This is a genomic window from Teichococcus aerofrigidensis (assembly GCF_054073225.1).
The window spans coordinates 1-5,520 of record NZ_JBSXMU010000172.1 but is presented as its reverse complement, the minus strand read 5'-3'; the positions used below and the strand labels follow the sequence as shown (position 1 = coordinate 5,520).

Genomic DNA, 5,520 nt, shown 5'->3' with positions numbered 1-5,520 from the left:
CCCCCCGCGCGGCCTCACCTTGAGAGGACGGCCGCATGAACGAGCTGATGAAGATCCTGGGCCAGACCGGCCAGGCGATGACGTTCGATCAGATCAAGATCACCATCGCCAGCCCGGAGCAGATCCGCTCCTGGTCCTATGGTGAGATCAAGAAGCCCGAGACGATCAACTACCGCACCTTCAAGCCGGAGCGGGACGGGCTGTTCTGCGCGCGCATCTTCGGTCCGATCAAGGACTATGAGTGCCTGTGCGGCAAGTACAAGCGGATGAAGTTCCGCGGCATCATCTGCGAGAAGTGTGGCGTCGAGGTCACGCTGGCCAAGGTGCGCCGCGAGCGGATGGGCCATATCGAGCTGGCCTCGCCGGTCGCGCATATCTGGTTCATGAAGTCGCTGCCCTCGCGCGTCGGCCTGATGGTCGACATGTCGCTGAAGGAGCTGGAGAAGGTCCTGTACTTCGAATCCTATGTGGTTCTGGAGCCGGGCCTGACCGACCTCAAGCTGCACCAGCTGCTGACCGAGGAGCAGTACCAGTCCAAGCAGGACGAGTTCGGCGAGGATGCCTTCTCCGTCGGCATCGGGGCCGAGGCGGTGAAGCAGATGCTGGCCGCCATCGACCTGGACCGCGAGAGCACGCAGCTGCGCGCCGACCTCAAGGAGACCACCTCCGAGGCCAAGCGCAAGAAGCTGGTCAAGCGGCTGAAGATGATCGAGAGCTTCGCCGAGGGCGGTGCCCGCCCGGAGTGGATGATCCTCGACGTCGTGCCGGTGATCCCGCCCGAGCTGCGCCCGCTGGTGCCGCTGGACGGCGGCCGCTTCGCGACCTCCGACCTGAACGACCTGTACCGCCGCGTCATCAACCGCAACAACCGCCTGAAGCGGCTGATCGAGCTGCGGGCGCCGGACATCATCGTGCGCAACGAGAAGCGCATGCTGCAGGAATCGGTCGACGCGCTGTTCGACAACGGCCGCCGCGGCCGCGCCATCACAGGGGCCAACAAGCGCCCGCTGAAGTCGCTGTCCGACATGCTGAAGGGCAAGCAGGGCCGGTTCCGGCAGAACCTGCTCGGCAAGCGCGTCGACTATTCGGGCCGTTCGGTCATCGTCGTCGGGCCGGAGATGAAGCTGCACCAGTGCGGCCTGCCGAAGAAGATGGCGCTGGAGCTGTTCAAGCCCTTCATCTACTCGAAGCTCGAGAAGTACGGCCACGCCACCACCATCAAGGCCGCCAAGCGGATGGTGGAGAAGGAGCGTCCCGAGGTGTGGGACATCCTCGAGGAGGTCATCCGCGAGCATCCGGTGATGCTGAACCGGGCGCCGACGCTGCACCGGCTGGGCATCCAGGCCTTCGAGCCGGTGCTGGTCGAGGGCAAGGCGATCCAGCTGCACCCGCTGGTCTGCACCGCCTTCAACGCCGACTTCGACGGCGACCAGATGGCCGTGCACGTCCCGCTGTCGCTTGAGGCGCAGCTGGAAGCGCGCGTGCTGATGATGTCGACCAACAACATCCTCAGCCCGGCCAACGGCAAGCCGATCATCGTGCCGAGCCAGGACATCGTCCTCGGGCTCTACTACCTGTCGCTGGAGACGCCGGAGTACCGCGTCGCCGACGAGCAGAAGGCGCCGGCCTTCGCCGATATGGGCGAGATCGAGCAGGCGCTGGCCGCCGGCGTGGTGACGCTGCACACCAAGATCCGCGCCCGCCGTCAGGGCGTGGACGCGGAAGGCCAGCGGATCACGGAGCGGGTGGTGACCACCCCGGGCCGGATGATGATCGGCGCGCTGCTGCCGCATGACGCGGCGCTGCCCTATGCGCTGGTCAACCGCCAGCTGACCAAGAAGACCATCTCGGACGTGATGGACGCGGTCTACCGCCATTGCGGCCAGAAGGAGTCGGTGATCTTCGCCGACCGCCTGATGTCGCTGGGCTTCCGCCAGGCGGCCAAGGCGGGCATCTCCTTCGGCAAGGATGACATGATGATCCCCGCCGAGAAGGAGGGGCTCATCGCGCGCACCAAGGCCGAGGTGAAGGAGTTCGAGCAGCAGTACCTGGACGGCCTGATCACGGCCGGCGAGCGGTACAACAAGGTGGTCGACGCCTGGTCGCGCTGCACGGACGAGGTCGCCGGCGCCATGATGAAGGAGATCTCCCGCCAGGAGGTCGGCCGCGTCACCAACAGCGTCTGGATGATGTCGCATTCCGGTGCCCGTGGCTCGCCGGCGCAGATGCGCCAGCTGGCCGGCATGCGCGGCCTGATGGCCAAGCCCTCGGGCGAGATCATCGAGCAGCCGATCATCGCGAACTTCAAGGAGGGTCTGTCCGTCCTTGAGTACTTCAACTCCACCCACGGCGCCCGCAAGGGCCTGGCGGACACGGCGCTGAAGACCGCGAACTCCGGCTACCTGACCCGCCGACTGGTCGACGTGGCGCAGGACTGCATCATCGTCGAGAACGACTGCGGCACCGAGCGCGGCATCACCGTGCGCGCGGTGATGGATGGCGGCGAGGTGGTCTCCTCGCTGTCCGAGCGGATCCTCGGCCGGACGGTGCAGCGCGAGATCCTCGACCCGGCGACGGGCGAGGTGCTGCTGCCGCGCAACGCGCTGATCGAGGAAGCCGATGCCGAGCGCATCGAGAAGGCCGGGGTGGAGGAGGTCTATATCCGCTCCGTGCTGACCTGCGATGCGCGGTCGGGCGTCTGTGGCCATTGCTATGGCCGTGACCTGGCGCGTGGCACGACGGTCAATATCGGCGAGGCGGTCGGCGTCATCGCGGCGCAGTCGATCGGCGAGCCGGGCACGCAGCTCACCATGCGCACCTTCCATATCGGCGGCGCGGCGACCCGTGGCGCCGAGCAGTCGGCGGTCGAGGCGACGAGCGACGGCACGGTCTCGGTGCTGAACCGCAACGTGGTGGCCAATTCGGCCGGCGTTCCCATCGTGATGTCGCGCAACTGCGAGATCGTGCTGACGGATGCCAATGGCCGCGAGCGTGCCCGCTACCGCGTGCCCTACGGCGCGCGCCTGCTGGTGCTGGAAGATGGCGCCGAGGTCACGCGCGGCCAGAAGCTGGCGGAGTGGGACCCCTTCACCCTGCCGATCATCACCGAGAAGGCGGGTATCGTCGAATATGCCGACCTGATCGAGGGCGTGACCCTGGTCGAGCGGCAGGACGAGGTGACCGGCCTCTCCTCCAAGGTGGTGGTGGACTACAAGCAGGCGGCCAAGGGTGCCGACCTGCGGCCGCGCATCATCCTGAAGGACGAGAAGGGCCATATCGTCAAGCTGCCGAACGGCGCCGAGGCCCGCTACTTCCTGTCGCCGGATTCGATCCTCTCGGTCGAGAACGGCGCCCAGGTGCAGGCCGGCGACGTGGTGGCCCGCCTGCCGCGCGAATCCTCCAAGACCCGCGACATCACCGGTGGTCTGCCGCGTGTGGCCGAGCTCTTCGAGGCGCGCCGGCCGAAGGACCACGCGATCATCAGCGAGGTCGACGGGCGCGTCGAGTTCGGTAAGGACTACAAGGCGAAGCGTCGCGTCCTGGTGGTGCCGGAGCAGGTGGGTGACGAGCCCCCCGTGCCGCGCGAGTACCTGGTGCCGAAGGGCAAGCACGTCTCGGTGCAGGAAGGCGACTACGTGAAGGCCGGCGACCCGCTGGTCGACGGCCCCCGCGTGCCGCACGACATCCTGCGCGTGCTGGGCGTCGAGGCGCTGGCCAACTATCTGGTGAACGAGATCCAGGACGTCTATCGACTGCAGGGCGTGAAGATCAACGATAAGCATATCGAGGTGATCGTCCGCCAGATGCTGCAGAAGGTGGAGATCCTGGAGCCGGGCGACACCACCTTCCTGGTGGGCGAGACGGTGGAGCGCATCGAGTTCGAGATCGAGAACGAGAAGCGCATCGCCGCCAAGGAGCGTCCGGCGCGGGCCGAGCCGGTGCTGCAGGGCATCACCAAGGCCTCGCTGCAGACGACCAGCTTCATCTCGGCCGCCTCCTTCCAGGAGACGACCCGGGTGCTGACCGAGGCGGCGGTGGCCGGCAAGGTCGACCACCTGGCGGGGCTGAAGGAGAACGTGATCGTCGGGCGCCTGATCCCGGCCGGCACGGGCTCGGTGATGAACCGTCTGCGCGCGCTGGCCGCCCAGCGTGACGGGCAGCGGCTGCCCTCGGGCCAGGGCGCTCTGCCCAAGCCCGGCAGCCAGGCCGCGGAGTAGGACAGGCCCGGCGGGGGGGAGCTCTCCCTCCGCCGGCCAGGCTTGAGGTGGCCGGCGCGGTCTGCGCTGGCCGCATGGGAGCCGGGCCCCGTCGGGGCCCGGATTCATGTGTTCAGGGGCGCGGCGTGCTTGACTCATTGGGGGTCGGCGCGTAGGTTCCGCGCCCTCGACGGGGTCTTGTCCGCCATAGGGACATGGCCTGCGGAGTTCTGGACGATAGGTTCTGAGCAGCCGGCGCCGCCCTTTTCGGGCTGAGGCCGGAGGCGGGACAAGCCCGAAGGGTGGCGCGAAAGCGCTGCTTCCTCGGGCGATCTTGCTTGGCAAGGGGCCTGGGCGTTCGAAGAAGGTCACGAAGGGGCGTCATGCCGACGATCAATCAGCTCATCGCCACGGGGCGTGAGCCCAAGCCGAGCCGCAACAAGGTTCCGGCGCTGCAGGGCTGCCCGCAGAAGCGTGGCGTTTGCACCCGCGTTTACACGACCACGCCGAAGAAGCCGAACTCGGCTCTCCGTAAGGTGGCGAAGGTCCGCCTGGTGAACGGCCACGAGGTCGTCTCCTATATCCCGGGCGAGGGGCACAACCTGCAGGAGCACTCCGTGGTGCTGATCCGCGGCGGTCGCGTGAAGGACCTTCCGGGCGTGCGCTACCACATCCTGCGCGGCGTTCTGGACACGCAGGGCATCGCCAAGCGGCGCAAGCGGCGCTCGCTCTACGGCGCGAAGCGGCCGAAGTAAGGGATCAAGAGCGATGTCGCGTCGCCACAGCGCCGAGAAGCGCGAAGTTCTCCCCGATCCGAAGTTCGGTGACCTCGTGCTCAGCCGTTTCATGAACGTGCTGATGTACGACGGCAAGAAGAGCACCGCCGAGCGGATCGTCTATGCCGCCATGGACACGCTGAAGAAGCGGGGCGGTCCCAACAGCGATCCGCTGCGCCTGTTCCATGAGGCGATGGACAATGTGAAGCCGGCCGTCGAGGTGCGTTCGCGCCGCGTCGGTGGTGCCACCTATCAGGTGCCGGTCGAGGTCCGCCCGGAGCGGCGCCAGGCCCTGGCGATCCGCTGGTTGATCGAATCCGCGCGCAAGCGTGGCGAGCACACCATGGAAGAGCGGCTTTCCTCCGAGCTGATGGACGCGGCCAACAACCGCGGCACCGCCGTGAAGAAGCGCGAAGACACGCACCGGATGGCAGAGGCCAACAAGGCCTTCAGCCACTACCGCTGGTAACAGACCCGATCGGGAACGAAGACAATGGCGAAAGCTAAGTTTGAGCGGACGAAGCCGCACTGCAACATTGGCACGATCG

Annotated in this window: 3 protein-coding genes; all 3 read left to right on the top strand. The window is 67.1% G+C overall.

Features of this window, described 5'->3' with window-relative positions; genetic code table 11:
- The first annotated feature begins 35 nt into the window (after positions 1-35).
- The 3 genes from rpoC (at position 36) to rpsG (ending at position 5,441) form a co-directional block, all read left to right on the top strand.
- A complete protein-coding gene (gene rpoC / locus ACVMLK_RS19675; protein WP_198365206.1) occupies positions 36-4,217 on the top strand; it encodes a DNA-directed RNA polymerase subunit beta' in 4,182 nt (1,393 codons plus the stop codon).
- A 362-nt stretch (positions 4,218-4,579) separates the two neighbouring features.
- A complete protein-coding gene (rpsL, locus tag ACVMLK_RS19670; protein WP_099097356.1) occupies positions 4,580-4,951 on the top strand; it encodes a 30S ribosomal protein S12 in 372 nt (123 codons plus the stop codon).
- A 13-nt stretch (positions 4,952-4,964) separates the two neighbouring features.
- Positions 4,965-5,441, top strand: a complete 477-nt coding sequence (gene rpsG, locus ACVMLK_RS19665; protein WP_198365207.1) for a 30S ribosomal protein S7 — start codon at positions 4,965-4,967, stop codon at positions 5,439-5,441.
- Positions 5,442-5,520: the final 79 nt, after the last annotated feature.

Coding starts and splice junctions, on each gene's coding strand:
- rpoC (WP_198365206.1), top strand. CDS start 36: ATGAACGAGCTGATGAAGATCCTGGGCCAGACCGGCCAGGCGATGACG.
- rpsL (WP_099097356.1), top strand. CDS start 4,580: ATGCCGACGATCAATCAGCTCATCGCCACGGGGCGTGAGCCCAAGCCG.
- rpsG (WP_198365207.1), top strand. CDS start 4,965: ATGTCGCGTCGCCACAGCGCCGAGAAGCGCGAAGTTCTCCCCGATCCG.